Genomic DNA, 26,298 nt, shown 5'->3' on the forward strand with positions numbered 1-26,298 from the left:
CGCCGCCTTGTCACCGATCACCTCTTGTCGACAGAACGAGTTCTGCCATGCCTGTCTCTGTGTTCTCCCTCATGCTCGTGGTCTTCGGGCTCACCACCGGCGAGTTCGTGATCGCCGGGATCCTGCCCGACGTGGCCGCCGACCTGTCGGTGTCCATCCCGGCGGCCGGCCTGCTGGTCACCGCCTACGCCGCAGGCATGATCATCGGCGGTCCGGTCATCACCGTGCTCACGGCCCGGGCCGCCCGAAAACCGCTCATCGCCGGCCTCATCGCGGTCTCGGTGCTCGGGAACCTGGGTTCGGCGGCGGCGCCGGACCACCTGATCCTCCTGCTGTCGCGGTTCGTCGCGGGCCTCGTCGTCGCCACGTTCTTCGCCGTCGCCATCGCCACAGTCATCTCCACGGCCCCCGCCGGCAGGCAGGCGTCCAGCGTCGCGAAGGTGGCCCTGGGGATGAACCTGGGAATCATCCTCGGCACGCCGATCGGCACGTTCGTCGGCCAGCACCTCGGCTGGCGGGCGACCTTCCTCGCGGTCGCGGCCTTCAGCGCCGCCGCCCTGCTGCTCGTGCTGCGGTTCGTCCCCGCCCAGCCCCCGGCCACGACCGGATCGGTCCGCGGTGAGCTGCGGGTCCTCGCGAACCGCGAGCTTCAGCTCGCCATCGCGCTGACCGCGGTGGGCAACGTCGGCGTCGTGACGGTCTTCATCTACATCACGCCCCTGCTCACTGACGTCGGCGGGTTCGCCGCGAATGTCGTCCCGGTCCTGCTCCTCGTCTACGGCGCCGGCGCGATCTTCGGGAACTTCGCCGGAGGCCGGCTGGCGGACCGGGCGCTGATGCCGGCGCTGGCCGGGCTGCTCGCCGTACTCGCCGGCGTCCTGACCGTGTTCTGGCTCACCGGCGGCCTCAAGACGCCCACGGCGGTCCTGACCTTCGCCGTCGGGGCGCTGGCCTTCGCCATCATCCCCGGGATGCAGACGCGGGTGGTGACCGCGGCCGGCGCGGCCCCCGCCCTCGCCGTCGCGGTCAACGCCTCCGGCTTCCAGCTCGCCGCCGCGTTCGCCGGCTGGCTGGGCGGGCGGATCATCGACGACGGCCCGGGGCTGCGGGCGATCCCCCTCGCCGGCGCGCTCCTCACCGTGGCCGGCCTGGGCATCGCGGCGCTGCTGCTGCGCCGGGACCGCCGCGCGGCCACCGCCCCGGCCGACCGCGTCCCCGCCTGACGCCACCGACCCGAAACCGATCAGGAGTCCGTTATGCGGCAAGCGCATATGTGATGATCTGCCGGATTCATTGAGGTTTATCCCGGCCTCTGGAGATGAGGGAGTGATCGGGGTAGCCCGAACGATGGGAGCACGCTGTTTTCGAAGCGGGTCATGGCGCAGATCCGGTCGCCTGCGAGGGTGAGGACGAACAGGCCGGTCCCATGGCGGATGCCGGTTGGGGCGCGCAGGTAGGCTGCGAACGCCGGCTGACCGTTGGCTCGCGTCGGCACGAGGTCGAACCTTCGGCCCGAGCCGAACATGTCGGTGCAGAAGCGGGCCACGACGTCTCGGCCCTGGTATTCGAGGGGCAGCGGTGGCATGGACATGAAGACGTCGTCGGTCAGCAGGGCCACCAGCGCGTCGATGTCGGCGGACTCGTACGCGCTGACGAACTTCGCCACGATCGCATCCTCGGCGGGCGAGTCGGCGGCGGGAGGCGATTCGCGGTCGGCGGTCGGCGGTCGGCGGCGCTGCAGGCCGGCGCGCGCCCGTTTGAGGGCGCTCTTGACCGATTCGACGGTCGAATCCAGCATGTCGGCCACCTCGTTCGCGTGGAATCCGAGGACGTCGCGCAGGATGAGGACGGCGAGCTGGCGGGGCGGCAGGACCTGAAGCGCGGTCACGAAGGCCAAGGAGATCGATTCGGTCTGCTCGTAGCGGGCCTCCGGGCCGAGCGGCAGGTTGATCGCGCCTTCGAGGAGGGCGTCGGGAAATGGCTCGAGCCATACGACTTCACCGAGTCGGGTCGGCTCGGGCGGTTCAACGCCCGGGATGTCCCACTCCTTGGCGGGTCGTCGGCTGGCCGAGCGAAGCGCGTCGAGGCACCGGTTGGTGGCGATCCGGTAAAGCCAGGTGCGGAGCGAGGCGCGCCCGTCGAACCCTCCAAGACCCCGCCAGGCGGCCAACATGGTGTCCTGGAGGGCATCCTCGGCGTCCTGGAAGGACCCGAGCATCCGGTAGCAGTGCACCTGTAGCTCGTGGCGGTGCGGCTCGGTCAGCGCTCGGAACGCCTCGCCGTCCCCAGCCCGAGCCCTGCTGATCAGGTCGGCTCTCACCAACTCCACTCTCGCCACCTCTCTGCTGCGCCCTGTCGCGCTTCCACCCTGTATGGACGCCGGCCGAGGGGCGAAGGGGGCGGTTGCCGAGCGCCCCCTTTTCCGACGCCGTGGCGTCTAGATCAGTGGTAGCCGACAACACCAACAAAGGAGTACCGACATGGGAAACATCGTCATCAGCGAGAACATCTCGCTCGACGGAGTCATCCAGGCCGGCGAGGAGGGCTTCGAGCGCGGCAGCTGGTTCACTCGAATTGGGGACAAGGACCGCGAAGCGTGGGCCAAGGTCGAGTACGAGGAGGCGCTGGGGGCCGAGGCCCTGCTGCTGGGGCGACGCAGCTACGCGTGGTTCGTCGCCCGTGGCTGGGCATCCCGCAGTGGCGAGTGGGCGGACAGGTTGCGAAGCCTACCCAAGTACGTTGTCTCCTCCTCCGCCCTCGAAGGTCCCGATTGGAGCAACTCGACGGTCCTGACGGGCGACGTGGTGAAGGAGGTCTCGAAGCTGAAGCAGCAGGTGAACGGGGACATCGTCGTCTACGGCAGCGGTCGCCTCGTGCAGACGCTGATAGAGCACGACCTCGCCGACGAGCTACGGCTGATGACCTACCCGTGCGTGGTCGGGGCAGGCGAGCGGCTCTTCGGCGAGACCGGCGGCGTGAAGCCCATGCGCCTCGTCGACACCCGCACCGTCGGCGACGGCCTCGCCCTCCTCACCTACCAGGCCGTCCGAGACGCCTAGGCACTAGCTACCGCTGCGTCGGCGTCGGCCGGCGAGCGCCTCCTTGGGTCACCGCTCTCCACCCTGCGCGTCTCACCACGCGCGCAGGGTGGAGGCGCTCGACGCACTCCGCCGCCCCTCTTTCGCTCGATCGACCCCGAGGACCGGGCGACACGCTCAAGCGTCGAGTCGGCGCTACGACCGGGTACAACCTGCCTGAACCGGCTGATCATCGCGGCAGTCGACCGGTACGGCCACGTCGTGTTGTGGCGGGACATGTCACGGCTGTCGCGATGCACCAGGGCGTGCCTGGAGGCAGAGGGGGTCGACTGCGACTGCTCCTGCCTGGGCGCGCATCACGGAGCGGACTCGTTCGGCTGGTTCGAACGGGTCGGGGACGTAATGGTCACCGACCTCGGCGAGACCAAACGCTCCACCATGATCTACGGCACACCAGGAACCACCGCCGACCCCGTGATCTACCGGGGCGAGCTGCGCGGGCGCATCTACCGTCCGGGCCGCGCCGGCCGCAAGGGCTGGCCCTTCGCCTCACGGTTCACCTGCACGGGATAGCCGCGCCCTCGACACCGCGTCCCGCTGACGGCCGCCACCGGGTGCCAACGCTTGACCGCAGCGGACAGCCCCAGCCCCATGCGCGGATCGCAGAAGAGGACGGTCTAGTCGTCGCCTCGGTGTCCGTCGCGGACCACCGCTACCCCGCCGACCCGGGTCGTGATGCCCGCCGGCCCGCGTCGGGCCGAAGCGAGCACGCTGGCCGGTCGACCGAGGGTGTCACCCTGCTCCACCTCGATCGCGACCGTCTGCGCCCCTGTCGTGTCGAGCAGGTGGGCGGCCAGGCAGCCGGTGCTGTTGGCGTTGGCGACGTCCTCGTCGACACCGATCGCCGGCGCGAACATCCGCGCCGCACCCGGTCGGTCGCCCACCGGCGGTACGTACACGAAACAGCCGAGGAGCCCGTACCGCTGGCACGCCGCTGTCAGCCTGCCGAGGTGTGGGCAGACTCGGAGCAGCGCCGACCGGTCGTGGACCGGTACCAGCATGCGTGGTGCGCCGGGCGCGGCGATCCGTGGCGCGTCGGTCGGATGCGGGTCGTCCGCGGTGAGCCCGAGCGCGGCGACGATCGCGGCGCGCTCGTCCGGTGCCGGGTGACGCAGCGCGACGAGGCCCTGGTCGAACCACACCTCGATGCCGGCGGGGCGGCGGATCGCGACGGTGTCGAACGTGCGCCCGCCGGTGTGTTGGCGGTCGTTCAGCTCGCCCAGCGCGGTGCGGGTCAACCGGACGGCCTGCGCGGCAACGGTGCCATGGCCGCAGCCGGACAGTTCGGCGGTGGCGGTGAAGAACCGGACCGGCCAGCCACCGTCCGGCGTCCGCCCCGGGCCGAGGAACGCCGCGTGCGAGGTGCCGGCCGCAGCAGCGACCGCACGCCGGTCCGCGTCCGTCGCCGCCGGGTCGTCGTCGGTGACGGCCGTGGGGCTACCGCCCCGGCCGTCGCGCCGCACGCACGCATCAACCACCGTGACATCCTGCCAGGACATCGGCCCACCTTTGACGCTCAACGAACCGGCAACCGCGAACGGCGTCCGCCGATAGCCGGACCTGGCCGCAACGGCCGACCGAACGCGTCCCGGAGCGTACCGGCCTGCCTCAGCCGGTGCCGTCCTGCACCGGATAGTGGATGATGACCGCACCGCCGGTTGCGTAGTTGGCGACATCGGCGGCCACCCGCTGGCCTTGCGCCGACTCCCGCGCCGCGGCCATGGCGGCGGCGTCAGCGAAGTCGCCTTCGAAGACCGCGAAATACGGCGCTTCTCCCTTGGTCGTCGCCACGTCGAAGCTGTAGCGCCACGCAAGCAGGCCGGGCCAATTCATGACCAGTGGAAGGTGGTTGTTCACGTAGTAGTCGCGGAAGTGGTCAGGGTCGGCGGGCTTGGAATACAGGACCACCAACTTATGCATGACGACCTCCGTCCAGAGACGAGACCATAACACTCCGGGTGACCTGGGAGTTCCTGCTAAGAACTGCCGCCGACCTCGCTAGGTGCGGAGCATCGGGATCTGGGTGAGGACGGAGGTGGTTTCGAGGAGCGCGGGGGAGTCGGTGGCCAGCCACAGCGGGAGGTCGCCGACGAAGGCTACGACATCGGGGAGGGCCCGGGTGGGTCGGGTCGCGCCAGAATCCATAGTCGAGCACACCGGGCTCGGTGGCCGCGGCCTTCGCGAGAGCCGTGAGGGCGGACTCGAAATCGGCGGTGTGCGTGAGTGCGATGTCCAGTACTGCGGTCAGTTGAATCGTCATATGCGCAGGTTAGGGCTTGATGTGCGGTCGAGGGAAAGACCGGTACGGGATAGACTCAGAACGGATCGTTATCAATCGGCAGGGAGGGCACGTGGCGCCGGATACGGTGAGCCTGCGGTACTTCCTGGTGCTGGCGCAGGAGTTGAACTTCACCCGCGCGGCCGCACGGATCGGTATCGCACAGCCCGCACTCAGCGCCCGGATGCGCCGATTGGAGGCGGAACTCGGTACGGCCCTGCTGGTCCGCAACACGCGTAGCGTCGTATTGACCACGGCCGGTGCGGCTTTGGCGGAGTCCGCGCCGCCCGCGCTGGCGGCGCTGGACCGGGCATGGGACACCGCCCGGAGCGCGGCGGCCGGTGAACTGGGCACGCTGCGCATCGGATACAGCCTCAGCGCCGGGGCCGAGACGGCACCGGCCCTGGTGGACAGGCTGATTCGCGGCAACAGCGGACTCGAGGTCGGCGCGGTCCCGATGGCGACACCGGAGATCTCCCCCGCGGTCGCCGACGGCCGCATCGATGCCGGGATCACCCGCGGTGAACAGCCGGGCCGTGGCGTGCGCCGGTTCCTGCTGCGGCGTGAGCGCATCGGGGTCCAGCTGGCGCAGCACCATCCGCTGGCCGAACACCCGGAGATCGAGATCGCCGACGCGGCCGCGTATCCGCTGCGACTCCCGGACCGTGCGGCCAACCCCGTGATCCACGATCAGCTGTCCGCACTGTTCCGAGACACCCGACCACACCCCCGATTCCACACGCCCGCAGTCTCTTTCGACATGTCTCAGCGCGACCTGCGCGACGGGGTCACCCTCGCCCCGGCCGGAGAAGCCGCGGGCACGGCACCACCGGCCGGTCTCACCTGGCGACCGCTGCGGGGCGCGCCCAGCCTGACGATCCACCTGGTCCTCCCACGCGAGCAGTCGCCACTACACCGCCGCATCCGTGCCGTCGCCAAAACCCTGGCGCACGAGCTGCACTGGCTGCCGGACTGACGCGCAAGAGGTCAAGCGAGACGGACGTCTGCGGTGGCGAGGCCGAAGACCTTGCGCCCGGCGGACTTCGCGGTGATGACGACGACGGCGGTCTTGCTGAATGTCCGACACGACCTCGCTACGCCGGCGGATCAGCATCCGATGATGGCCCCGGGCCCGGTCCGAGTCGTACACCGCGGCCCCGCCCCAGCCGCCCCGCCGACCCCGACCGTTGAGAATCGTTCGATTTACAACAAGATCAACTTCCGGCGTCCCGCACGCGCCGAAACCGGTCCGGACGCGTTGAGAAACGTGTTGCAAAGCCGAGTGTTCAACAACACCGCCAGCACCCCTTTCTCTACGCTGGAGCCGTGGCCACCGCTCCCGTTCCCGCGCCCTTGGCGCTGCCCGACGAACCGCTGCTGCCCGAACCCGCCCTCCCCGGCGGCGCGTTGATCGGCTACGCCCGCGTCTCCACCCGCGACCAACGCCTGGACCGCCAACTCGCCGCGCTCACCGGCGCGGGCTGCATCCGGATCTTCGCCGACAAGAAGTCCGGCAAGAACGCCGAACGCGAAGAACTGGGGAAGACCCTGGACTACCTACGGCCCGGCGACACCCTGGTCGTCCCGTCCCTGGACCGGCTCGGCCGCTCCCTCCAGGACCTCATCGCCATCGTGGGCGGCCTGCGCAAACGCGGCATCGGGTTCCGCTCCCTGCACGAAGCCCTGGACACCACCACCGCCGGCGGCCGCCTGATCTTCCACGTCTTCGCCGCCCTGGCCGAGTTCATCCGCGAACTCATCATCGAAGGCACCAACGAGGGCCTGGACGCCGCCCGCGCCCGCGGTACCCGCCTGGGCCGCCCGCCCGCGATGGACCGCGACCAGATCGCCCACGCCCGCGCGATGCTCGCCCGCCCCGACGCCACCATCGCCTCCATCGCCCGCCTGCTCGGGGTCTCCCGGGCGACCTTGTACAAGTACGTGCCCGAACTCTCCGACGGCCGCCGCCCCGAACTGGAGCCCGCCGTCCCCGCCCCACGGCCCGAACTCCCCGCCGGAGAACCCGCGTGACCACCCCGCTCACCGACGGCCACGCCACCGAGAACGACCCGCCGCCCGACACCCCGGCCGAGGACCAGGAACCGTACGTGCGCCTGCCGGTCGACGCGAGCGAACCCATGGCCTCCTGGCTGGCGATCATCTAGGTCCCGTCACACCGGGGAGCCGACGCGACGGGACCCAGCTCGCCCCGGAGCGACCCGCCAACATGAGGAAACCCGCCCGAAGGTGGGGGCGGGACGGCTCCACGGCGGATCCAGCCTGCCGCCTCACGACCAGGATCCGCAACTACACAGAGCTACTTTGGGGCTGGTCGCACGGACCCGAGTGGAGGGCCAACGCGATGGACCGCTTCGGGCGGCCGGAGGAGATCGCGGCGGGGATCGCGTTCCTGGCCGGTTCGGGCGCGTCCTTCGTCACCGGTGCCGTCCTCACCGTCGACGGCGGCTACCTGGCCTGACCGCGCGGCATGCCGGCGGCCCGGATGTCAGCCGGCGGGTTCGATGGGCGGGCCGTCCAGCAGGTCGTTCGCCGACCGGTGGACCTTTGCCAGCGCGCTCATCAGGTGGCGGCGCTCGGTCTCGGTGAGGTCCGCGGTGATCTTCTCCTCCAGGTGCCGTCGTTCGGCCTCGATCGGCTCGCGCAGCGCGCGTCCCGTGTCGGTGAGCCAGAGCCGTACGAGGCGGCTGTCCCGGTCGTCCCGGCGCCGCGTGAGCAGCCCGCCCGTGGCCATCCGGGTGGCCATCTTGACGACCGTGGGGGTGGTGACGTTGAGCGCGGCGGCGATCTCACCCGGAGTGCTGCCGTCGCGCTCCCACAGCACCGCGAGCAGGTGGTCCTGGCCGAGGTGCAGGCCGTGGCGTCGTACGGCGGCCTCGGCCGCGGCCCGGACCACCTTGTTCGTCCTGCCGTGCAGGTCCAGGAACTCGGGCATCGGGCCTCCAGGGCATCGCGGAACGGGCCCGCGAGCAGATTGATTGACGGCTAATCATTTCCCGGCTAACGTCTTGCGCTGTAATCGTTAGACGGCAAACGACCCTAGGGAATCCCGATGATACTGGTCACCGGCGCCACCGGAAACGTCGGCCGTGAGCTCGTCCGGCAGCTCGCCGCCAAAGACGCTGAGTTCCGCATCCTCGTCCGCGACCCCGCCCGCGCCGCCGCGCTGCCGGCCCGCGCTGAACGCGTCGTCGCGGACCTGGACGACCCGGCGACCCTGACGCCCGCCTTCGACGGTGTCGACCGGCTGTTCCTGCTCACGCCCGGAATCGGGATCGAGCACACCGCCCGCGTCGTCGCCGCCGCCCGGGCGGTCGGAGTGAGCCGCATCGTCCACCTGTCGTCCTTCAACGTCCTTGGCGATCCGATGCCGGCCATGGGCCGCTGGCACCACGAGCGAGAGGAGGCGATCCGCGCCTCCGGCATCCCCGCCACCTTCCTGCGGCCCGGGGGCTTCATGACCAACGCCTTCGACTGGCTGCCCACCATCCACGAGGAGGGCTACATCCTGGACCCGATCGGCCCCGGCCGCTACGCGCCGATCGACCCGGCCGACATCGCGGCGGTCGCGGCCCTCGCACTCACCGAGGACGGACACCAGGGCGAGGAGTACGTCCTCACCGGGGAGGAGACCTTCACCGTCACCGAGCAGGCCCGGATCCTGGAGAAGGCGATCGGCCGTCCCCTCGAGGTCCGCGAGATCGCCACGCCACAGGAGGCCGTACGCGCACGCTTCCCCCACGGCGCTCCCCCGGCGCTCGCCGACGCCATCGTCGAAGGGTTCACCCTCATGCGCGCCGACACCACCGGACTCCGCACCGACACCGTACGGCGGCTACTGGGACGCGCGCCCGGCACCTTCGCCGACTGGTGCGCCCGCAACGCCGCCGCCTTCCAGGAGCCGGTCACCGCCTAGCCGTTCCCGAACTCGGCCCACACGACCGTACGCGCGCCGTCCTCCCGGTAGCCCCAGCGCCGGGCGAGCGCGTCGACGATCCGCATCCCCCGCCCGCTCTCACCGCCGTCCTCCGCCTCGAGGCGCGGGCGGGACCCGCCGGCGCCGTCGTCGGTGACCTCCAGCCGGTACGCGCCGCCCCGCGCCAGGAGCACGACCGTCACCCGCCCGGCGGCCTGTCCGGACGCGGTGTGGGTGACGGCGTTGCAGACCGTCTCACTGCCCACGGTGACCAGGTCGTCGAGCGCCGGATGGTCGCACGGCAGCAGCTCCCGCAGGAAGGCGCGGGCATGCGCGACCGAGCTGCGCATGCCCGGCAGCGTGATCTCGCCGAGGACGACGGCCTCTTCGGTCACGCCGCGACCGCCGCCGCGATCCGGCGGGCCGCCTCCGGTACCGAGGCGACGTCCAGTTCGACGCCGCGCCACAGCAGCCGCCACCGGTCCGGGCGCGGTACGGCCAGCACGGCCTCCTTGCGGCCGCCCCGGCCCAGCACCCACAGCACCGCCTCGCCGTGACCGGGCACGACCAGCAGCGACGTCACCGGCGTCGCCCGCAGCTCCCACGCCAACCGCACCAGCAGCGCGTACCGCGTCTTCGACATCTGCACCGACGGCTCCCTTCACTCGCCGGAGCCACCTTCACGACCAGCCGCGGCAGGCCGCAACACTCGCTGACCTGCGCCGAATCTTCTCCGAATGAAAGTTCAACCCGTGCCATTCCGTACGCACAGCAACACGAAAAGTGACATCGTGAGCGGATGCCCTCCCGGAACATCCCGTCCGCCCGCCTGCGCCGGATCGGCTCGGCACTGCGCCAGGCCCGCGAGAACCGCGGCATCACCATCGAGACGGCCTCCCGCCGGTATGGTCGGTCCACGGGCTGGTTCAGCACGCTGGAGAACGGCCTGCACTCCATCGACCGCCAGGAGCTGGCCGACCTCCTCGACTTCTACGGTGTTCTTGACGGCCCCTTACGGGAGTCCCTTCTCCACTTGGCCTCCCACAAGCCAGGGAAGAGTTGGGAGCGCGCGTATGAGGGGCGTATCTCCGCCGCCGCTCTCGACCTGGCCGGCCTTGAGAAGGACGCGGAACTCATCCGCAATTTCGAACCGTGCGTGGTGCCGGGTCTCCTGCAGACGCCCGACTACGCCCGTACGTTGATGGCGATTGGACCGGCCCGGTCGATCCGCAACATCAACGCGCTGGTCGCGTTCCGGATGGCCAGACAGAAGGTGCTGACGCGCCCCGATCCTCCCCGCTACGTGGCAGTGATCAGTGAGTCGGTGCTCCACCACCAGGTCGGAGGGCTCGACGTCATGCACGCCCAGCTCCGTCATCTCTGCGTGGCGGCGCGGTGGGGCAACGTGGCCCTTCACGTGCTGCCGAACTCCGCCGGCTCCTACCTGTGGCTGGCGGGGCCGTTCCACCTGCTGTCGTTGCGCCCGCCGGGAAACCTCACCGTGTCGGTCGTCGAGCAGTTCACCAAGAGCCTGTTCGTCGAGGGCGAGAAGGAGATCGCGCTGCACGAGGAGATCTTCTCTCTGCTCTTGGACGCATCGCTCGACGAAGACGCTTCTCTGAAGCTCATCGAACGGCTAGCGTCCCGAGCATGAGCACCTCCGAGCTGATCAGCACCGTCTGGCGCAAGAGCCCGTACAGCGGCGGCAACGAAGGCAACTGCGTCGAGCTCGCCGTGGTCTGGCGCAAGAGCAGCCGCAGCGGCGGCGACGAGGGCGAGTGCGTCGAGGTGGCCGTCACCGTGGCCGCGTACGGCGACTGACCGTGTCGGGGTATGGCCGTCTTGTGCCTGCGGATCCTGCAGGCCGCACTCGTGTACATCAACACCCTGATGCTCCAGGACGCCTTTTGAACCACAGCACGTGAAATCCGGGGCGCAATCACTGCGGTCTGATCACGGCGGAAGGTCGCGCCAGCGTTCGGCCGACGCCAGAGCGTCCAGGCTGATCCGCTCCAGGAACGCACCGCCCCTGGCCAGGCGGCGTCCCACGGGCGTGTCGAGCCCGAGCGTCTCCCCCGCCGCCTTCGCGACCTCCGCCGCCGCGAGCGTCTGCCGCGAGCTGATCACCGTCGACTGGTACCAGGCGTCGTCGTCGACCACGTAGATGTCGCGACGCCGCCGCGGATCACGTTCGCGCCTGATCAGCCCCTGCTGGGTCAGGTAGCCCACCGCCATGGAGATCGAGGCGGGACTGACCTTCAGCCCGCGCGACAGCTCGGCCGCAGTGAGCCTGCCGTCCTCGCTCAGCCACAGGCCGATGAGCACGCGCGCCATCATTTTCGGCAGGCCCATCCCGATCGCCATCTCGACGGCGCCCTCTTCCACCTCGAAGACCTTGCGATCCTGGGGTTCGGCCTCGGGCGAACGTGCTGGGGTGCCGCGCCGCGCCCGCCGCGCTGTCGCCTGGTGCGCCCGCTCGGGGCGGTAGTCGCTGGGGCCGCCGTTGCGGCCGACCTCACGGCTGATCGTCGAGGTCGGCCGGTCCAGCCGCCTGGCGATCTCGGCGTAGGAGCGGCCGTCGGCGAGGCCGGTCGCGATGCGCTGGCGGTCCTGCAGGGTCAACCTTCCTTCTGACATGACACCACTATTGCGTTCGGCGCCACACAATGCAATGTTTCATTGCATTCAGCTTCAGCGTCAACGCATCAGTTTATCAACTTTGACCTGCACTTATGTGCATCGATTGATTGACAAAATTTTTGAAAGCAACGTAGCTTTCAATCGTGATGAACACGTTCTATCGCGATGAGCCGGTCACTCCGTCCCTCGACCGCGCACCCGCCTGTCCCTTCGATCCCGCCCCTTCGCTCACCGCCCTGCGCGCAGAGCAGCCAATCGCCCGCCTGGCCGCGCCCGAGGGCGCCCCCGGCGTCTGGATGATCACCGGATACGGCCTGGTCCGCCAGGTCCTCGCCGACCCGCGGTTCAGCTCCCGCTACGAAACCCACTACCACCCCCTGGCGGGCGGGCACCTGCCGCCCGCCCCCGTCGGCGACCTGACCGGCATGGACGCACCCCAGCACACCCGCTTCCGCAAGCTGCTGGCGGGCAAGTTCACCGTCCGCAGGATGAACCTGCTCACCGAGCGGGTCACCGAGATCACCCGTGAGCGGCTCGACGCGATGGAGCGGCAGGGGCCGCCCGCCGACCTCGTCGAGGTCTTCGCGCAGTCGGTTCCAGCGCTGATGATCTGTGAGCTGCTCGGCGTGCCGTACGAGGACCGCGACCAGTTCCAGAGCTCCACCCGGGCCCTGCCGGAGGCCAGGACCGCTGAGGCGCAGTACGCCGCCTTCGTCGACCTCGGCACGTACCTGCGGGAGCTCGCGCTCGCCAAGCGGGCCAAGCCGACCGACGACCTGCTCAGCGACCTGGCCACTGGCAGCGACCTGACCGACGAGGAGCTCGGCGGCGTGGCCGCGTTCCTGCTCGGCGCCGGGCTCGACACCACCGCCAACATGCTCGCGCTCGGCACCTTCGCCCTGCTGCGCAACCCGGCCCAGCTCACCGCCCTGCGCGGCGACCCCGACCTGGCCGTCGGCGCCGTGGAGGAGCTGCTGCGTTACCTGTCCGTCGCCGCCACCGGCATGCGCGGCGTGCTGGAGGACGTGGAGCTCGGCGGCAGGCAGCTCAAGGCGGGCGACACCGTCGTCATCGCGATCAACGCCGCCAACCGGGACTCGGCCAGGTTCTCCGACCCCGACGTGCTCGATCTGCGCCGCTCGGCCGCCGGGCATCTGGCCTTCGGCCACGGCGTCCATCAGTGCCTCGGTCAGCAGCTTGCCCGCATCGAGATGCGTGTCGCGTTTCCCGCGCTGCTCATCCGCTTCCCGACGCTGCGGCTCGCCGTACCGGCTGAAGAGCTGTCGCTGCGCACCGACCCCTCGCAGGTGTACGGCGTGCACAGCCTGCCCGTCACCTGGGATCGGGGGTGAACGCGATGCGAACCTTCGTCTCGGTGACGGGGCTGCGTAAGTCCTACGGCGCCCACCGCGTCCTGGACGGCATCGACCTCACCATCCCGCAGGGCACCGTCTTCTCGCTGCTGGGCCCCAACGGCGCGGGCAAGACCACCACAGTGCAGATCCTGTCCACCCTGATCAAGGCCGACGCGGGCGAGATCTGGGTCGCCGGGCACGACCTGGCCAAGGAACCCGACAAGGTGCGTGCCGCGATCGGCGTCACCGGCCAGTTCTCCGCGGTCGACAGCTTCCTCACCGGCGAGGAGAACCTGCGACTCATGGCCGACCTGCTCCACCTCGGCCGCGCCCGGGGACGCAGCCGAGCCCGCGAACTCCTCGAGCGCTTCGACCTCACCGACGCCGCGCGCAAGCCCGCGGCCACCTACTCCGGCGGCATGCGCCGCCGCCTCGACCTCGCCATGACCCTCGTCGGCACCCCCGAACTGATCTTTCTCGACGAGCCGACCACCGGGCTGGACCCGCGCAGCCGCCGCACCATGTGGCAGATCGTCCGAGACCTGGTCTCACAGGACGGTGTGACGATCTTCCTGACCACGCAGTACCTGGACGAGGCCGACGAGCTCGCCGACCGCATCGCGCTGCTCAGCCAGGGCCGCCTGGTGGCCGAGGGGACGCCGGGCGAGCTCAAGCGGCTGGTCCCCGGCGGGCATCTGGTCGTGCGCTTCGCCGATCTCGACGGTTACCTCAGGGCGGCCTCCCACGTGGGAGCCACCTCGCGCGACGACGAGTCCCTCACGGTGCAGATTCCCGACACCGGCGTCCGGGCGCTGCGGAAACTCCTGGAATGGCTGGACGCGCAGGCCATCGACGTCGCCGAACTGTCGGTGCACACGCCCGACCTGGACGACGTCTTCCTCGCCCTGACCGAGGAGTCTTCCCGATGAGAGCGATCACTGACTCGGCGACGATGCTGCGCCGCCAGATCAGGCACCTCTGGCGTTACCCCACACTGATCCTCACCTACGCGGGCGTCCCGGTGGTGCTCCTGCTGCTGTTCGTCTACGTCCTCGGCGGCATCATGGGCGCCGGGATCGGCGGCGACCGCGCCGCCTACGCCGGTTACATCACCCCCGGCATCATGATCACGACGATCGCGAGCGCCGCGCAGGGGACAGCGATCTCGGTGGCCGTGGACATGACCGAGGGCATCGTCGCCAGGTTCAAGACCATGGCCATCGCCCGCGTCTCCGTCCTCACCGGGCACGTGCTCGGCGCACTGGTCCAGAACTTCATCGCGATCACGGCGGTGACGCTGACGGCCCTGCTGATCGGCTTCCGCCCCGCCGCCTCTGCGCTGGACTGGCTCGGGGTAATCGGCGTGCTGGCGATGTTCACCTTCGCCATCACCTGGCTGTCGGCCGCGCTGGGCATGGTCACCAAGAACGTGGCCACGGCCAGCAACCTGCCGATGCCGCTGATGCTGCTGCCGTTCCTGGGCAGCGGTGTAGTCCCGCCGGAGTCGATGCCGGGCCCGCTGCGCTGGTTCGCCGAACACCAGCCGTTCACGCCGGTCATCGAAACCCTGCGCGCGCTGCTGGCCGGGCAGCCCGCGGGATCCAGCTTCGCGGCGGCGGCGCTGTGGAGCGCGGCCATCGCGCTGGGCGGATACCTGTGGGCACGCAGGCTCTACAACCGGTGAGGGTAGACGTGTTCAAAGGCATTCTTCCAGCACTTGGCCTGCTGGTTCTCGCGCCGCTGGTCGGCGAGTATCTGCTTGGCAACATCGCCATCAACGCCCTACCGATGATCATCGGGCTGATTCCGCTCTACGGCGGTGGCGCGCTGCTGATCCGTGAGGTCGCCCGCCGGTGGCGGCTGGGATGGCCGGGGATCATCCTGCTCGGGCTCACCTATGCCGTGATCGAGGAGGGCCTGCTCACCCAGTCACTGTTCAATCCCGACTATGTCGGGTTGCGGTTGCTCGACTATGGGTTCATTCCGGCACTGGGCATCGGCGCCTACTGGACCGTGTTCGTTCTGGCCATCCATGGGGTGTGGAGCATCGCGGTGCCGATCTCGATAGTAGAGGCGGGCTCACGCCGGCCGGACACGCCCTGGCTCGGCAAGGTCGGCCTCACCGTGTCAGCCGTCCTGTTCCTGCTAGGCGGCGCGGTGCCCATCGCCCTGGCAGGTCCGGCCATCTACCCGTTGTCGGCCGCTCAGATCACCTGGACGATGATCACGGCCGTCGCCCTGGTCATCGCCGCGTTCCTGTCCGTTCGATTCCGCCGCCCCCTCCTCCCGGCCACGCCGGCCAGCCCGTGGACCGTCTTCGCGATCACCATCGCGGCCGGGCTGGCGTTCTGGCTCCCCAGCTTGCTCGCCCTGGTGGGGATCAAGCTGCAGTCCATCGTGCCCGCGTGGATCACGGTTGGCTTCTACCTCGCGCTCTACGCCACGATGACGCTGCTCATCCTGCGCTGGTCCCGGTGCACGGGCTGGGGCCCCTGGCACAGGCTCGCCCTGAGCGCTGCCGGCCTGGTCACCTACGCCTGGCACGGCTTCCCTCAAGCGCCGAGTTTCCCAGCGCCCGCCAATGTGGACCTCATCGGCAACGCGGTCTTCGCGCTGGCCGCTCTCGGGCTGCTCGCCTTTGTGGTGGTACGGCTCCGCCGCACCGCTCCGCCACCTTGATCTTTAACCTTGGCGCTTGCGAGATCGCTCCAGATTTCTTAAGAACAAGCTCAGCTTGGCCTTGCCGCCGTAGTAAGTGACAGGGGGCAGCACTGTGCTCCTCCTACGCCGAGACCGGCTTGTCGGGATCGAGGTGGCGGTAGATCGTGGCGCGGCTGACGCCGAGCCGGTCGGCGATCTGCTGGACGGTGTAGCGGCGCTTGCCGTCATCGCCCTTCATCTCGTACAGCGCGCGGGCCATCTCCACCCCGTGGGCGTCCAGGGCCGCCGCCCGCCCACGCGGCCGCGTGCTCGGGCCGAGGCCAGTCCTTCGAGGGTGCCCTCGACGATGAGGCGGAAGGGTTACTGGGTGTCGCGGGCGGCGCCGTGGTGCGTCAGGGCAAGGTGTCGGTGTCCGGTGCCTGGGCCGGGTGGGTGATGCGGGCGGCGTTGGCGTAGCGGGCGGCGAGGCTTGCGAACGCGGTGGCCAGTTGCGGCGGGCCGATGACCTCGACGTCGGTGTCGAAGCGGCCGATCGCGGCGGCCAGGCCGGTCCATGACCAGGAGCCGAGGGTGAGCCGACAGCGGCCGGGGCCGAGTTCTTCGACGATTCCGTCCGGGGCGAAGGGGGCCACGGCGGCGGCGGGGAGGTCGAGGACGACTTCGCCGTGGCAGGGCCAGTCGGTGGTGGTGCCGTCGGTGCCTCGGAATCGGCCGGTGATGAAGGCGGATACGTCCCCTCCGGGGAGCTCGCGTGGGGTGAAGCGCGGGCCGGTGGGTGTGCGGGGGCGTACGCGGTCGACGCGGAAGGTGCGCCAGTCGTCGCGGTCGAGGTCCCAGGCGAGGAGGTACCACCGGCCTCGCCAGGTGACCAGATGGTGGGGCTGTGTTCTGCGGGGTCGCTCCGCGGGGGCGGTGTGGTCCTGGTCGTAGTCGAAGCGGAGCTCCGCATGGGCGTGGACGGCGTTGCTCAGGTCCATCAGGAGCTGCGCGTCGACCGGTGAGGCGTCGTCGTTCTCGGGTGGCCGGACGGCGGTGATCCGGAGCATGTCGATGCGGTGCCGCAGACGGGGCGGCATGACCTGGCGGATGGTGGACAGGGCCCGTACCGCGTCTTCGCCGATCGTGGTGTCGGTGGCCGCGGTCTGGAGGGCGACGGCCACGGCGACGGCTTGGTCGTCGTCGAACAGCAGTGGGGGCAGATGCGAGCCGGCATCCAGGCGGTAACCGCCGGAGGGCCCCTTGAAAGCCGTGATCGGGTATCCGAGTTCCCGTAGGCGGTCCATGTCACGGCGCACCGTGCGCGGGGTGACGTCGAGCCGCTCGGCGAGGTCCTCACCGGACCAGTCACGATGCGTCTGGAGCAGTGAGAGCAGCGTGAGCAGCCGCGAGGACGTTTTCTGCATGCTCGCCATTCTGGCCGCAGTACAGGACACAACCTGTCCGCTACTGGTGGAACGGTGAACACCAGAGCCGCCGGGGAGGCATTGCCCCTGGTCACGGGTTGCCGTGGCCGTGGGCTCTGTCGTCGCAGCGGCGCATCTCCGTCGAACCGAAGGCAAGGAGCAGGCCATGTCCGTCACCACCACCACCCACCTGAACTTCCGGGGCGCCGCGCGTGACGCGCTGGACTTCTACCAGTCCGTATTCGGCGGACGCGCCGTCGCCGTCACGTACAAGGACGCCGGCGATGTGCGGAACGAGAACGAGGCGGACTGGGTGATGTGGGGCGAGGTGGTCGGCGACAACGGTTTCCACGTCATGGCGTACGACGTGCCCTCCCAGCTGCCCTGGAACCAGGGTGAGAACCCGTTCTTCGTCTCCGTTCGCGGCGATGACGCCGACGAGATCAGCGCCTTGTGGCAGAGGCTGGCGGAGGGCTCGACGGTGGTACGGCCGCTGGAGGCGGCACAGTGGGCACCGCTGTACGGCATGCTCACCGACCGCTTCGGCGTGACCTGGGTCTTGGACGTCACCGCTCCGTACAACGGCTGATCCGGCCCGGCTCGCGGTGGCGACCAGGGGGCTGTCACCCGCCTGCGCTGGGGCCGTCGGCTCCGCGCCGGGCGCGGAGCCGACGGGGTCGATCAGCGTCCGTGGGCGGGGGCCGGTTCCGCGGGGGCGTCCCAGTCGATCCGGTGGCGGTACACCGGGTCGGTGGTCTTCTCCGGGTTCATGACCGTCTTGGTCAGGATCGGCATGAGCAGCGGCATCATCGCCTGGACCACCGGGCCGGGCGCCTTGGCGTGGTTGATCTTCGCGGCGCGTGCGGCGATCGTCTCCACCCGGTCGCGGCGCAGGTGCTCGTAGGCGGCGAAGGCGCTCGGGGCGTCGGGCAGGTCGCGTAGGCAGCGGGCGAGTTCGACGGCGCTCTCGATGGCCAGGGACGCGCCCTGGCCGGAGCTGTTGGACGGGGCGTGCACCGCGTCGCCGACCAGGACCATCCGGCCGCGGTGCCAGTGCGGAACCTTCGGCATGATCTGCAGCGCTCCGATGACCTGGAGCCGGTCCGGGCCGGTCCGCTCGACCAGCTGCCGGCCCGGGTCGTCGTCGCCGTACGCGTCGTGGAGCCGCCGCAGCCATTCCGCCGCGGGCACCGCGCGGGCCTCGGCGAGGGGCAGGGGTGTGTGCCAGGGCAGGTTGGCGCCCCATTCGGCGCCGCCGCCGGGGCGGGGCCGGTAGATGTAGTACGCGCGCCTGCCGAAGGCGAAGGTGATGCTGTCGGGGCCGCCGGGCACGTCGCAGTCCACGATGGCCTCGAAGCCGAGCATTCCGGTGTACTTCGGGCCGGGCGCGTCCGGGTCGATGAGCCCGCGGACGGTCGAGCGGACGCCGTCGGCGCCGATGAGGACGCCGGCGGTGGCGGTGGTGCCGTCGGCGAACCGCGCGGTCACCCCCGTCGGGGTCTCCTCGGCGCCGACCAGGCGTTTGCCGTGGACGACCGGGACGCCGTGCGCGACCGCGTGGTCGTGCAGGGCCCGGTGCAGGTCGGCGCGCCACATCAGGTGCAGGGGCGCCGGCCAGGGCATGTCGAAGCGCCGTTTGGCGCCCATCGCCATGATCCCCCGATGCAGTGGGCGGCCGGCGGCCAGGACCGCCTCGTCGGCGCCGACGGCCCGCAGCGCGGCGACGCCGTTCGGCGCCAGGGCGAGCGAGCCGCCGACGCCGTCCGCCGTGGCCGGGTACGCCTCGTACACGGTGGCCTCGATGCCCGCCTTGCGCAGCGCCACCGCCGCGACCGGCCCGGCGATCCCGCCGCCGATGACCAGTGCGCTCTTGACCTTCGTCATGGTTCCTCCATGCCGGGGACCGGCCGATCCCGGTCTCCGGCTGATCGATCCGGATCTCGTGCGTCCGAACCGGCTCCCACGGAGGAACCCGACTATCCTTTCGAGTGCCACCTCGTGGCCGGGCCTTCCGTGGGCTTCGGTTCGAGGATGACGGCCCCGGCGCGGTGTTGCCGCACCTCGCCGGGGCCGTTCCTATGTCGTCGTGTCGCTCCCCTCCCCCGCCTCGGGCGGCGACGGCGTCCCGTTGGTCTCGTGCCAGGCCCGCCACTCCTCCAGGCCCGGGAACGTCCCGGACGTCAGCTCCCCCAGCAGCGAGCGGACCCAGGCGGTCTCCGCCTCCCGGACGGCCAGCTCGTACTCCCCCTCTACCAGGAACAGCCGCGGAACCTCCCGGCCGTAACGCGCCAGCTCCTCGCGCCGCCCGGCGAGCTCCTCCTCCAGCAGCGCGAGACGGCGTTCGAGCAGGCGCGCGGCCTCCTCCGGCGGCAGGACCGCCAGCACCGACAGACCGGCGGTGAACCGCAGCCGCTCCGGCTCCGGAGTGGAGACCAGCTCACGCACCCAGTCGGCCAGCTCCTCCCGGCCGGCGTCGGTGATCCGGTAGACGGTGCGCTCGGGGCGGCCGCCCTGCCGGGTGCTCCCGGCGGCCTCCAGCAGACCGTGCTTGGCCAGGTTCTGCACGACCGTGTACAACGACCCCCACTTGATCTTCATGTCCTGGTCCTTGCCCCAGGCGCGCAGAGCGGAGGCCATCTCGTACGGGTGCATCGGCCGGTGGGTGACCGCCGACAGGACGGCGAGCGCCAGCAGGTTGCCGACCTTCCGCCGCTTCGCCATCGTCACCACCTCGCCGCCGAATACTCGTATGCGAGTATATAGCCGTCTCGGCGAGGTGGGCGATACTGAGCCGATGACGAGTGACGCCCGCGAGCAGGGACCGATCACGGCCGGGGAGGACACCGAACCGATCGGACCCGACGGCCTCACCGTCGGCCGGGCCGCCGCTCTCGTCGGGGTCAGCGTGAAGACCCTGCACCACTGGGACGCGATCGGCCTCGTGCGCCCGAGCGAGCGAACCTGGGCGGGGTACCGGGTGTACTCGGGCGACGACGTCGCCCGGATCCACCGGGTCCTGGTCTACCGGGAGCTGGGCTTCCCGCTCGCCGAGATCGGCCGGATCCTCGATGACCCGGGCGCCGATGCGCGCCACCACCTGCGCCGGCAGCGGTCACAGCTCATGGAGCGCATTTCCCGCCTGCAGAAGATGGTCGGCGCGGTCGACCGCATGCTGGAGGCGTCGAGGACGGGGATGCGGCTGACGCCGGAGGAGCAGGTCGAGATCTTCGGCGACGACTGGCAGCCCGCCTGGGTCGAGGAGGCCGAGGACCGCTGGGGCGACAGCGCCCAGTGGGCGCAGTACGCCGAGCGGGCCGGCCGGATGACGACGCAGGACTGGCAGGACGTCGTGGCCACGACCCGGACCCTGAACGCCGACCTTGCCGCCGCCAAGCGCGCCGGCGTCGCACCCGGCTCCGGCGAGGCGAACGCCCTCGCGGAGCGGCATCGCGCACTGCTGTCGCGGTATTTCGACTGCACGCACGCGATGCACGCGTGCATCGGGCGGATGTTCGTCGACGATCCCGGGTACGGCGAGTACTTCGACACGGTCGCACCGGGTCTGGCCGTCTGGCTGCGCGACGTGATCTTCGCGAACGCCGGGGCCCACGGCGTCGACCCGGAGTCCGCGATCTGGGAGTGACCGCGCCGGGCCGCGCCTTCCCCGGCTAGGGCCGGAGGACGATCTTGCCGTGGGTGTGCCGCCGTTCCAGCTCGCGGAACGCGTCCCGTACCCGCTCCAGCGGGTAGGTGCGGGCGATCGGCACCTCGAGCTCCCCGCGTGCGGCGAGCCGGGCCAGTTCGCCGAGCACGACCGCGCACGCCGCCGCGCCTTCTCCGTAGGTGCGCGCACCGACCTTGGCCGCGGCCTGCCAGTCGCGGATCGTGTTGATCCGCTCGGGCCGCACACCCAGCTCCACGGCCAGCTCCACATAGCCGTCGCCGACCGTGTCGATGAACGCGTCGACGTTCCCATCGGTGGCCCGCCGGATCCGCTCGGCCGCACCCTCCCCGTAGGTGACCGGGACGACACCGCGATCCTTCAACCAGGCGTGGTTCGGCTCGCTCGCCAGCCCGATCACCGTGGCGCCGCGCCGCCGCGCGAGCTGCACGGCAAGGGACCCGACGCCGCCCGCCGCACCGGACACGACGACCGTGTCGGCCGGTCCGGGGTCGACCGCGAACACGGTGGCGTACGCGGTCGTGCCGGCCACGTACAACGACCCGGCCACATCCCAGGACAGCCCCTTCGGACGCGGGGTCAGCTGCACGTCGTTGACCACGACGAACTCCGCGTGGCTCGCCCTGTCATGGGTGAAGCCGAGGACCTCGTCGCCCACCGCGACGCCGCGCACCTGCGGACCGGCCTCCACCACGACGCCGGCCAGATCGCTGCCCTGCCCGGAGGGGAACGTCGCCGGCCACCGCTCGTGCAGCTCGCCGGTACGGATATGGATCTCGCCGGGCTGGATCCCGGCCGCGCGGACCTCGACCAGCACCTGCCCGGGGCCGGGCACCGGACGCTCCACCTCCTCCACCCCCAGGACCTCGATCCCGCCGTACTCGTGGAACCGCACCGCCTTCATCGGGTGATCACCGCTCTTCCTCGTTCGGATGGGCCTCGGATGGCCACACCTCGACAGTGCCTTGTCTTCGACGGCTCAGGAACGGAGCGGTCTCCCTAGGATCGACGGTCCGGGGGAGACCACGTCAGGTCGTGCGGTAAGGGTTCGGTGGGCTGTTTGGCACCTTGACCTGAGGCACCTGCCTTGACCTTCGTGCCGAATGGGCGGCACGAAGGTCAAGGCAGGGTCAGAATGCGCGGGCCCTGCTCGGTGATGGCGACGGTGTGCTCGATGTGGGCGGCCCGACTGCCGTCGGTGGTGCGCAGGGTCCAGCCGTCGGTGCCGGTGCGGTAGGTGTTCCGCCCGCCGGCCATGAGCATGGGCTCGATGGCGAGGACCAGGCCGTGGCGGAGGGGGAAACCGCGACCGGGGCGGCCGCGGTTGGGGACGTGAGGGTCTTCGTGCATGCGGCGGCCGATGCCGTGACCGCCGAAGTCGGCGGGCATGCCGCAGCCCGCCTTGCGGGCGACGGTGTCGATCGCGTGGGAGATGTCGCCGAGGCGGCCGCCGACCTGAGCGGCGGCGATGCCGGCGTCGAGGGCCTGTTGGGTGGCGTCGATCAGGTCGAGGTCCGGGGGACGCGGAGTTCCGACGGTGAAGGTGATGGCCGCGTCACCGGCCCAGCCGTCGAGCTGGGCGCCACAGTCGATGCTCACCAGGTCGCCGTCCCTCAGCCGGTAGCCGGTGGGGATGCCGTGCGACACGGCGTCGTTGACGGAGGTGCAGATCACGGCGGGGAAGGGGACCGGGGCGAAGGACGGCCGGTACCCGAGGAATGGGGAACCGGCCCCTGCCTCGGCCAGAACCGCGCGGGCCGCCTCGTCGAGTTCCCGCAAGGACACCCCTACGCCGGCTGCTTCTTGCACGGCGGCCAGGGCGCGGGCCACCACACGCCCGGCTTCCCGCATCGCGTCCATCGCGGCATCGGTCTTGATCTCCACCATGTGCTGTAACTCTCCGCCTGAATCGGACCCAATACTTATACCGGTATTAGTATCACGGTCATGGTGAGGACTCCTTTGACTCCATGGGAACGGGAACGCGGCGAGCGGTTCGGCTCGCTGCTGCGTCAGGCACGCGGCGGCCGGAGCATGGCGGAGGTCGCCGCCGCGGCAGGAGTTTCCGCCGAGACCCTGCGCAAGATCGAAACCGGCAGGGCCCCGACCCCGGCCTTTTTCACCATCGCGGCCCTGGCCTCGGCGCTGCACGTGTCTCTGGACGAGTTGGCGGCCGCGTGTGCGCGCGACCCGGATTGGCAGGAGCCCAGCACTCTCGGCCTGGAGAAAGGTCACCGCCGGGTGTCACCGGGCGCGAGCAGGCTGGTGAGCTCGGCGATCGTCTCCGGGGAGGGCTTGAAATAGCGGCGGACGTTCTCCGGTCTCTTGTGCCACGACTTCGCCGTCAGCATCAGCGCCGAGGCGCCCGGCTCGGGCGTTGAGGAACATCGGAACGAAACCGATGCCAAGCCTCCCGCACGTCTGAGGGCGCTTTGACCTGGGCTTATGTGGTGGCAGAACCTTCGGCGGTCGTGTTGGTCATAGCCGTGTGGCCGTGCGGATCAGCCCGGCGAGGGCGAGGGAGCGGCTGTGCGCGGGCCAGGCGATGTGGGTGACGACGGGGGGCGCGTCGGTCAGGGGGACGGCGGTGTGCTCGGCCCATAGCCAGGCGCGGGCGGAGTCGGGGAAGACGGCCACGGTGCGTCCGAGGGCGATCAACTGGGCCAGCTGCGTCTGGTCGTGGATCTCGGGGCCCGGGCCGGGTGGGTACGTGCCGTGGCGAGCCCAGCGGGCGAGCGGAAGATCGGGGATGTCGCTGACGTCGGCCAGGGACAGGGTCTTGTGCGCGGCGAGGGGGTGCCCGGCGGGCAGGATGGCGATCTGCCCCTCGGTCATCAGTTCCTCGCTGTCGAACCCGGCGAGGGAGTTGAACGGCGCGTGCATGAGCGCCACATCGGCGCGGCCATCGCGCAGCATCTCTTCCTGCTCACACGTGCCGCTCGGTAGCACCTCGATCTCGGCGGCGTCGGGCTCGGCCGCGTAGGCGTCGAGGAGCTTCTGCAGCAGCTCGTGAGACGCGGCGGCCTTCACGGCCAGCACCAGGCGGTTGCGGGGGCCGCCCGGACTGTCGGCGCCACCGGCGCGACGGGTGCGGCGAGCGGCGGCGGTGGTCGCGTCGAGGGCCGCGCGGCCCTCGTGCAGCAGTACCTCTCCGGCGCCGGTCAGGGAGACGCTGCGGCGGTTGCGTTTCAGCAGGGAGACGCCGAGGCGCCGCTCGAGCTGCTGGATCGCCCGGGACAGCGGTGGCTGGGCCATGCCGAGGCGCTCGGCGGCGCGGCCGAAGTGCAGTTCCTCGGCGACGGCCATGAAATACCTCAACTCGCGGGTCTCCAAGGTATCCATGGCCGCACCATACCTCAGTGATACCTACCGGGTATGACAGGGCACCGCATCGGTGTTGGATGCACCGCTCGTCCGCGAGCGAACATCAACGGCATGAGCGAAACGAAGATCGCGCTGGTGACCGGCGCGAACAAGGGAATCGGGTACGAAATCGCGACCGGGCTGGGCGCTCTCGGATACCGCGTGGGCGTGGGAGCCCGCGACGAGGCCCGGCGTGAGTCCGCCGTCCAGAAGCTGCGCGGCGCCGGGGTGGACGCGTTCGGGGTGCCCCTGGACGTGACCGGCGACCAGAGCGTCACCGATGCCGCGGAACTGATCGAACGGCAGGCCGGGCACCTGGACGTCCTGGTCAACAACGCCGGCATCTCAGGAGAAACGGGGCCGGGGTGGGTGCAGGACCCGACCACGCTCGACCTCGACGTGGTCCGCACGGTCGTGGAGACCAACGTCATCGGTGTCATCCGGGTGACCAACGCGATGCTTCCGCTGCTGCAGCGCTCGACGTCGCCCCGCATCGTCAACGTCTCCAGTGCCGTCGCCTCCCTGACCCGGCAGGCGGACCCGGACATCGAGATCGGCCCCATCATGGCGGCCTACTCGCCGTCGAAGTCGTTCCTCAACGCCGTCACCGTGCAGTACGCCCGGCAGTTCGCCGGTACGAACATCCTGATCAACGCCGTCTGCCCGGGCCTGGTCGCGACCGACTTCACCGGCTTCCACGGACCCCGCACTCCTGAGCAGGGCGCAGCCACGGCGATCCGGCTCGCCACGCTGCCCGATGGCGGCCCGACCGGTTCGTTCTTCGAGGACGCCGGCGTCATCCCCTGGTGACCCCAGCCAGCCGACGGACACTGCCGGCGCAAGGTGATGTGCGACGGGTCCCGACCGCGCTGCCGGCTGTGGTCGGCCCGTCGCGCGGTCGCGGGTTGCGTCGGTCGTCCACGCGCCGACCCGGATCAGCGCCATCGGGAGCCTGTCGACAACGGCCAGTGCGAGGAAGGAGAAGGGGCCTTCCCCCACCATGACAACACCTGAGCCGGCGACAGGGACCACCGCCGCCGGAAAACCGTTTGAGCCTTCCTTCCGCGTTCCCGTAGGTTGCCTGCGGCCCCGTCGCAGTGAGGACAGAGGACGAACCGCGTGACCCCGCCTGCTCTTTAGACCTGACACCTTCCGCTCACCTTCAAACCGACCCTCCCGTCGGTTCTGCCGGGCTGCCCGTGCGCGCCCGGTCATACGGCGTTTGAGGCCGCGCGCAATCGGCCTCGTGTCAGGTCCAGAGAGATCATGTCTTCACAACCTCATACTGTGCTGCGCTGGGTCGTTCGTCGGACCAGGCTGCCTCTGCTGTCGCTGCGGTGCGTGGACTGCCGGTCGGAGTCGGCCACCACCGGCGAGGGCAGGTTCCGCGTCAACGCCAACGGCAATCTGCTGGACGTGTGGCTGCTGGTCCGCTGCGTGTCCTGCGATCGGACGCGCAAGCTCACCGTGCACGAGCGAGCGCCGGTCAGATCCTTCGATCCGGCCGAGCTCGACGGCTATCACGCCAACGAGCCGGAGCTGGTGGCGTCCAGGCTGCTGGATCCGCTGCTCGCCCGGCGCAACCGCTTCGCCCTGGACTGGAAGGGGGCTTGGCGGCTGGACACCCCGTCGGCATGGCTCGACGAGGGGTGGCCGGTCCAGGTGGAGGTCGCCTTCGAGGATCCGGTGCCGGTGCGCCCGGAGCGGCTCATCGCGCAGGGGCTCGGCCTCAGCAGGAACGAGGTGCTGCGCCGGATCAAGTGCGACATTCCGCTGCGCCGTCCGGCGAGCGCCGGGTTCACCTTTACCGTGATGGCCGGGGACCAGCGGAGGATGTAGCCGCGGCGCGCGATCCCCTCGAGCATCCGCGCGAGATAGGCCAGG

General features: G+C 70.4%; 34 protein-coding genes. 19 read left to right on the forward strand and 15 right to left on the reverse strand.

Annotated features, from left to right (window positions below):
* Nucleotides 1-47: 47 nt before the first annotated feature.
* Entirely contained in the window at nucleotides 48-1,223 is a 1,176-nt protein-coding gene (locus tag ABEA24_RS07040; protein ID WP_345429841.1) for an MFS transporter, read from the forward strand.
* A gap of 77 nt (nucleotides 1,224-1,300) precedes the next feature.
* On the opposite strand, the gene ABEA24_RS07045 is transcribed toward ABEA24_RS07040, so the two are convergent.
* The gene (locus tag ABEA24_RS07045; RefSeq protein ID WP_345429842.1) at nucleotides 1,301-2,329 is read right to left on the reverse strand and encodes a sigma-70 family RNA polymerase sigma factor; all 1,029 of its coding nucleotides are present in this window, start codon (nucleotides 2,327-2,329) and stop codon (nucleotides 1,301-1,303) included.
* Between the two features lie 151 nt (nucleotides 2,330-2,480).
* Between ABEA24_RS07045 and ABEA24_RS07050 the strand changes: the two genes are divergently transcribed.
* Both ABEA24_RS07050 and ABEA24_RS07055 read left to right on the forward strand, forming a co-directional pair.
* Nucleotides 2,481-3,059 carry a dihydrofolate reductase family protein gene (locus tag ABEA24_RS07050; RefSeq protein WP_345429843.1) on the forward strand — a complete coding sequence of 193 codons (579 nt, stop codon included), beginning with the start codon at nucleotides 2,481-2,483 and terminating at the stop codon, nucleotides 3,057-3,059.
* A gap of 255 nt (nucleotides 3,060-3,314) precedes the next feature.
* On the forward strand, nucleotides 3,315-3,611 hold the full coding sequence (locus ABEA24_RS07055) for a hypothetical protein (RefSeq protein WP_345429844.1): 297 nt from the start codon (nucleotides 3,315-3,317) through the stop codon (nucleotides 3,609-3,611).
* 104 nt (nucleotides 3,612-3,715) lie between these two features.
* On the opposite strand, the gene ABEA24_RS07060 is transcribed toward ABEA24_RS07055, so the two are convergent.
* The 3 genes from ABEA24_RS07060 to ABEA24_RS07070 all read right to left on the reverse strand — a co-directional run bounded on the left by ABEA24_RS07060 (nucleotide 3,716) and on the right by ABEA24_RS07070 (nucleotide 5,243).
* Nucleotides 3,716-4,597, reverse strand: coding sequence for a PhzF family phenazine biosynthesis protein (locus ABEA24_RS07060; RefSeq protein ID WP_345429845.1), 882 nt, complete (start codon nucleotides 4,595-4,597; stop codon nucleotides 3,716-3,718).
* Nucleotides 4,598-4,706: 109 nt separating this feature from the next.
* Nucleotides 4,707-5,018, reverse strand: a complete 312-nt coding sequence (locus ABEA24_RS07065; RefSeq protein WP_345429846.1) for an EthD family reductase — start codon at nucleotides 5,016-5,018, stop codon at nucleotides 4,707-4,709.
* A 78-nt stretch (nucleotides 5,019-5,096) separates the two neighbouring features.
* On the reverse strand, nucleotides 5,097-5,243 hold the full coding sequence (locus ABEA24_RS07070; protein ID WP_345429847.1) for a hypothetical protein: 147 nt from the start codon (nucleotides 5,241-5,243) through the stop codon (nucleotides 5,097-5,099).
* A 206-nt stretch (nucleotides 5,244-5,449) separates the two neighbouring features.
* On the opposite strand from ABEA24_RS07070, the gene ABEA24_RS07075 reads away from it, so the two are divergent.
* The 4 genes from ABEA24_RS07075 to ABEA24_RS07090 all read left to right on the forward strand — a co-directional run bounded on the left by ABEA24_RS07075 (nucleotide 5,450) and on the right by ABEA24_RS07090 (nucleotide 7,855).
* On the forward strand, nucleotides 5,450-6,352 hold the full coding sequence (locus tag ABEA24_RS07075) for a LysR family transcriptional regulator (RefSeq protein ID WP_345429848.1): 903 nt from the start codon (nucleotides 5,450-5,452) through the stop codon (nucleotides 6,350-6,352).
* Between the two features lie 350 nt (nucleotides 6,353-6,702).
* Complete coding sequence (locus ABEA24_RS07080) at nucleotides 6,703-7,407, forward strand: recombinase family protein (protein WP_345429849.1); 705 nt, start codon at nucleotides 6,703-6,705, stop codon at nucleotides 7,405-7,407.
* A complete protein-coding gene (locus tag ABEA24_RS07085) occupies nucleotides 7,404-7,541 on the forward strand; it encodes a hypothetical protein (RefSeq protein ID WP_345429850.1) in 138 nt (45 codons plus the stop codon). The genes ABEA24_RS07080 and ABEA24_RS07085 overlap by 4 nt, the downstream gene beginning before the upstream one ends.
* A gap of 197 nt (nucleotides 7,542-7,738) precedes the next feature.
* The gene (locus tag ABEA24_RS07090; RefSeq protein WP_345429851.1) at nucleotides 7,739-7,855 is read left to right on the forward strand and encodes an SDR family oxidoreductase; all 117 of its coding nucleotides are present in this window, start codon (nucleotides 7,739-7,741) and stop codon (nucleotides 7,853-7,855) included.
* Nucleotides 7,856-7,882: 27 nt separating this feature from the next.
* On the opposite strand, the gene ABEA24_RS07095 is transcribed toward ABEA24_RS07090, so the two are convergent.
* Nucleotides 7,883-8,329, reverse strand: a complete 447-nt coding sequence (locus ABEA24_RS07095; protein WP_345429852.1) for a MarR family winged helix-turn-helix transcriptional regulator — start codon at nucleotides 8,327-8,329, stop codon at nucleotides 7,883-7,885.
* A 117-nt stretch (nucleotides 8,330-8,446) separates the two neighbouring features.
* Here ABEA24_RS07095 and ABEA24_RS07100 point away from each other — a divergent pair, with 117 nt between their 5' ends.
* Entirely contained in the window at nucleotides 8,447-9,310 is an 864-nt protein-coding gene (locus ABEA24_RS07100) for an NAD(P)H-binding protein (protein WP_345429853.1), read from the forward strand.
* On the opposite strand, the gene ABEA24_RS07105 is transcribed toward ABEA24_RS07100, so the two are convergent.
* Nucleotides 9,307-9,705 (reverse strand): ATP-binding protein, encoded by a 399-nt coding sequence (locus ABEA24_RS07105; RefSeq protein ID WP_345429854.1) that lies wholly within the window; start codon nucleotides 9,703-9,705, stop codon nucleotides 9,307-9,309. The genes ABEA24_RS07100 and ABEA24_RS07105 overlap by 4 nt on opposite strands.
* Nucleotides 9,702-9,959 (reverse strand): hypothetical protein, encoded by a 258-nt coding sequence (locus ABEA24_RS07110; protein WP_345429855.1) that lies wholly within the window; start codon nucleotides 9,957-9,959, stop codon nucleotides 9,702-9,704. Before ABEA24_RS07110 ends, ABEA24_RS07105 begins: the two co-directional genes overlap by 4 nt.
* A 150-nt stretch (nucleotides 9,960-10,109) precedes the next feature.
* On the opposite strand from ABEA24_RS07110, the gene ABEA24_RS07115 reads away from it, so the two are divergent.
* Entirely contained in the window at nucleotides 10,110-10,964 is an 855-nt protein-coding gene (locus ABEA24_RS07115) for a helix-turn-helix domain-containing protein (protein ID WP_345429856.1), read from the forward strand.
* Nucleotides 10,961-11,131 (forward strand): DUF397 domain-containing protein, encoded by a 171-nt coding sequence (locus tag ABEA24_RS07120; protein ID WP_345429857.1) that lies wholly within the window; start codon nucleotides 10,961-10,963, stop codon nucleotides 11,129-11,131. Before ABEA24_RS07115 ends, ABEA24_RS07120 begins: the two co-directional genes overlap by 4 nt.
* A 132-nt stretch (nucleotides 11,132-11,263) precedes the next feature.
* On the opposite strand, the gene ABEA24_RS07125 is transcribed toward ABEA24_RS07120, so the two are convergent.
* Nucleotides 11,264-11,947: a helix-turn-helix domain-containing protein gene (locus ABEA24_RS07125; protein WP_345429858.1), complete on the reverse strand. Its 684-nt coding sequence runs from the start codon at nucleotides 11,945-11,947 to the stop codon at nucleotides 11,264-11,266.
* A gap of 149 nt (nucleotides 11,948-12,096) precedes the next feature.
* Between ABEA24_RS07125 and ABEA24_RS07130 the strand changes: the two genes are divergently transcribed.
* From ABEA24_RS07130 to ABEA24_RS07145, 4 genes are read left to right on the forward strand one after another with little or no spacing between them, the layout of a single operon-like run.
* Nucleotides 12,097-13,302: a cytochrome P450 gene (locus tag ABEA24_RS07130; protein ID WP_345430627.1), complete on the forward strand. Its 1,206-nt coding sequence runs from the start codon at nucleotides 12,097-12,099 to the stop codon at nucleotides 13,300-13,302.
* A gap of 5 nt (nucleotides 13,303-13,307) precedes the next feature.
* Nucleotides 13,308-14,234 (forward strand): ATP-binding cassette domain-containing protein, encoded by a 927-nt coding sequence (locus ABEA24_RS07135; protein WP_345429859.1) that lies wholly within the window; start codon nucleotides 13,308-13,310, stop codon nucleotides 14,232-14,234.
* Nucleotides 14,231-14,989, forward strand: a complete 759-nt coding sequence (locus tag ABEA24_RS07140; protein ID WP_345429860.1) for an ABC transporter permease — start codon at nucleotides 14,231-14,233, stop codon at nucleotides 14,987-14,989. The genes ABEA24_RS07135 and ABEA24_RS07140 overlap by 4 nt, the downstream gene beginning before the upstream one ends.
* The gene (locus ABEA24_RS07145; protein ID WP_345429861.1) at nucleotides 14,962-15,984 is read left to right on the forward strand and encodes a hypothetical protein; all 1,023 of its coding nucleotides are present in this window, start codon (nucleotides 14,962-14,964) and stop codon (nucleotides 15,982-15,984) included. The genes ABEA24_RS07140 and ABEA24_RS07145 overlap by 28 nt, the downstream gene beginning before the upstream one ends.
* 103 nt (nucleotides 15,985-16,087) lie before the next feature.
* Here ABEA24_RS07145 and ABEA24_RS07150 read toward each other — a convergent pair whose 3' ends face one another.
* Together ABEA24_RS07150 and ABEA24_RS07155 are read right to left on the reverse strand one after the other, a co-directional pair.
* Nucleotides 16,088-16,225: a helix-turn-helix domain-containing protein gene (locus tag ABEA24_RS07150; protein ID WP_246468157.1), complete on the reverse strand. Its 138-nt coding sequence runs from the start codon at nucleotides 16,223-16,225 to the stop codon at nucleotides 16,088-16,090.
* 133 nt (nucleotides 16,226-16,358) lie between these two features.
* Nucleotides 16,359-17,369 (reverse strand): helix-turn-helix transcriptional regulator, encoded by a 1,011-nt coding sequence (locus ABEA24_RS07155; RefSeq protein WP_345429862.1) that lies wholly within the window; start codon nucleotides 17,367-17,369, stop codon nucleotides 16,359-16,361.
* 166 nt (nucleotides 17,370-17,535) lie between these two features.
* On the opposite strand from ABEA24_RS07155, the gene ABEA24_RS07160 reads away from it, so the two are divergent.
* Complete coding sequence (locus ABEA24_RS07160; RefSeq protein ID WP_345429863.1) at nucleotides 17,536-17,958, forward strand: VOC family protein; 423 nt, start codon at nucleotides 17,536-17,538, stop codon at nucleotides 17,956-17,958.
* Nucleotides 17,959-18,050: 92 nt separating this feature from the next.
* Here the strand turns inward: ABEA24_RS07160 and ABEA24_RS07165 are convergent, their stop codons facing one another.
* Both ABEA24_RS07165 and ABEA24_RS07170 read right to left on the reverse strand, forming a co-directional pair.
* Complete coding sequence (locus tag ABEA24_RS07165) at nucleotides 18,051-19,253, reverse strand: FAD-dependent oxidoreductase (protein ID WP_345429864.1); 1,203 nt, start codon at nucleotides 19,251-19,253, stop codon at nucleotides 18,051-18,053.
* Nucleotides 19,254-19,445: 192 nt separating this feature from the next.
* The gene (locus ABEA24_RS07170; protein ID WP_345429865.1) at nucleotides 19,446-20,090 is read right to left on the reverse strand and encodes a PadR family transcriptional regulator; all 645 of its coding nucleotides are present in this window, start codon (nucleotides 20,088-20,090) and stop codon (nucleotides 19,446-19,448) included.
* A 73-nt stretch (nucleotides 20,091-20,163) separates the two neighbouring features.
* Here ABEA24_RS07170 and ABEA24_RS07175 point away from each other — a divergent pair, with 73 nt between their 5' ends.
* Entirely contained in the window at nucleotides 20,164-21,012 is an 849-nt protein-coding gene (locus ABEA24_RS07175) for a MerR family transcriptional regulator (RefSeq protein ID WP_345429866.1), read from the forward strand.
* Between the two features lie 25 nt (nucleotides 21,013-21,037).
* Here ABEA24_RS07175 and ABEA24_RS07180 read toward each other — a convergent pair whose 3' ends face one another.
* Together ABEA24_RS07180 and map are read right to left on the reverse strand one after the other, a co-directional pair.
* Nucleotides 21,038-21,955 (reverse strand): NADP-dependent oxidoreductase, encoded by a 918-nt coding sequence (locus ABEA24_RS07180; RefSeq protein ID WP_345429867.1) that lies wholly within the window; start codon nucleotides 21,953-21,955, stop codon nucleotides 21,038-21,040.
* A 215-nt stretch (nucleotides 21,956-22,170) separates the two neighbouring features.
* Complete coding sequence (gene map / locus ABEA24_RS07185) at nucleotides 22,171-22,938, reverse strand: type I methionyl aminopeptidase (RefSeq protein ID WP_345429868.1); 768 nt, start codon at nucleotides 22,936-22,938, stop codon at nucleotides 22,171-22,173.
* A 60-nt stretch (nucleotides 22,939-22,998) separates the two neighbouring features.
* Here map and ABEA24_RS07190 point away from each other — a divergent pair, with 60 nt between their 5' ends.
* Nucleotides 22,999-23,355: a helix-turn-helix domain-containing protein gene (locus ABEA24_RS07190; protein ID WP_345429869.1), complete on the forward strand. Its 357-nt coding sequence runs from the start codon at nucleotides 22,999-23,001 to the stop codon at nucleotides 23,353-23,355.
* A 174-nt stretch (nucleotides 23,356-23,529) separates the two neighbouring features.
* Here the strand turns inward: ABEA24_RS07190 and ABEA24_RS07195 are convergent, their stop codons facing one another.
* Nucleotides 23,530-24,393: a LysR family transcriptional regulator gene (locus ABEA24_RS07195; RefSeq protein WP_345429870.1), complete on the reverse strand. Its 864-nt coding sequence runs from the start codon at nucleotides 24,391-24,393 to the stop codon at nucleotides 23,530-23,532.
* 93 nt (nucleotides 24,394-24,486) lie between these two features.
* Here ABEA24_RS07195 and ABEA24_RS07200 point away from each other — a divergent pair, with 93 nt between their 5' ends.
* Nucleotides 24,487-25,224: an SDR family oxidoreductase gene (locus tag ABEA24_RS07200; RefSeq protein WP_345429871.1), complete on the forward strand. Its 738-nt coding sequence runs from the start codon at nucleotides 24,487-24,489 to the stop codon at nucleotides 25,222-25,224.
* Nucleotides 25,225-25,701: 477 nt separating this feature from the next.
* Entirely contained in the window at nucleotides 25,702-26,253 is a 552-nt protein-coding gene (locus tag ABEA24_RS07205; RefSeq protein ID WP_345429872.1) for a DUF1062 domain-containing protein, read from the forward strand.
* The last annotated feature ends 45 nt before the right edge of the window (nucleotides 26,254-26,298 follow it).

The organism is Actinoallomurus vinaceus, assembly GCF_039542055.1.
GTDB lineage: Bacteria > Actinomycetota > Actinomycetes > Streptosporangiales > Streptosporangiaceae > Actinoallomurus > Actinoallomurus vinaceus.